We start from the raw sequence: 1053 nt of genomic DNA, 5'->3' as shown, positions 1-1053 counted from the left end.
TCTCGTCTTTCCCGTCTGGAGTGCGTTGTCATGGCTGAAGTTCTTGTTCTGGTCGATCATGTGGACGGTGCGGTGCGTAAGCCCACGCTGGAGCTGCTGACGCTGGCCCGCCGGATCGGTGATCCGGTCGCTGTGGCGCTGGGTGCGGGTGCGGAGGCGACCGCGGGTGTGCTGGGTGAGCACGGTGCGGTGAGGGTCCTCACCGCGGACGCCCCGGAGTTCGGGGACTATCTGGTGGTGCCGAAGGTGGATGCGCTGCGGGCGGCGTTCGAGGCGGTGTCGCCGGTGGCGGTGCTGGTGGTGACCTCGGCCGAGGGCAAGGAGATCGCTGCCCGTCTCGCGCTGCGGATCGGCTCGGGCATCATCACCGACGCCACCGATCTGGAGGCCGGGGAGCAGGGGCCGGTGGCGACGCAGGCCGCGTTCGCCGCCTCGTACACGACGAAGTCCCGGGTCTCCAGGGGTGTCCCGGTGATCACGGTCAAGCCGAACTCCGCTCCTGTCGAGCCCGCCGCGGCGGCCGGCACGGTCGAGGCGCTGTCGGTGTCGTTCAGTGCGGCGGCCACGGGGACGAAGGTCACCTCCCGCACCCCGCGTGAGTCGACCGGGCGTCCGGAGCTGACCGAGGCCGCGATCGTGGTCTCCGGTGGCCGGGGGGTCAACGGTGCGGAGAACTTCCCCCTGATCGAGGCGCTCGCGGACAGTCTGGGTGCGGCGGTGGGTGCTTCGCGTGCGGCGGTGGACGCGGGCTGGTACCCGCACACCTCCCAGGTCGGGCAGACCGGCAAGTCCGTCTCCCCGCAGCTGTACATCGCCTCCGGTATCTCCGGCGCGATCCAGCACCGGGCGGGTATGCAGACCTCGAAGACGATCGTCGCGATCAACAAGGACGCCGAGGCCCCGATCTTCGACCTCGTCGACTACGGCGTCGTGGGTGACCTCTTCACCGTCGTCCCCCAGCTCACCGAGGAGATCAACACCCGCAAGGGCTGAACCCCGGCAACACCCCACCTGGGCCGCACGGTGCACCCCACCGCGCGGCCCAGCGGCGTT

At 70.3% G+C, this 1053-nt stretch carries 1 protein-coding gene; it reads left to right on the top strand.

What is annotated here, in order from left to right; all coding sequences use genetic code 11:
• Positions 1-30: 30 nt before the first annotated feature.
• Positions 31-993 carry an electron transfer flavoprotein subunit alpha/FixB family protein gene (locus ACIQAK_RS33010; protein ID WP_401849683.1) on the top strand — a complete coding sequence of 321 codons (963 nt, stop codon included), beginning with the start codon at positions 31-33 and terminating at the stop codon, positions 991-993.
• Positions 994-1053: the final 60 nt, after the last annotated feature.

Source organism: Streptomyces sp. NPDC088706 (genome assembly GCF_044752765.1).
Taxonomy (GTDB): Bacteria; Actinomycetota; Actinomycetes; order Streptomycetales; family Streptomycetaceae; genus Streptomyces.
This window is presented reverse-complemented; position numbering and strand designations above follow the sequence as displayed.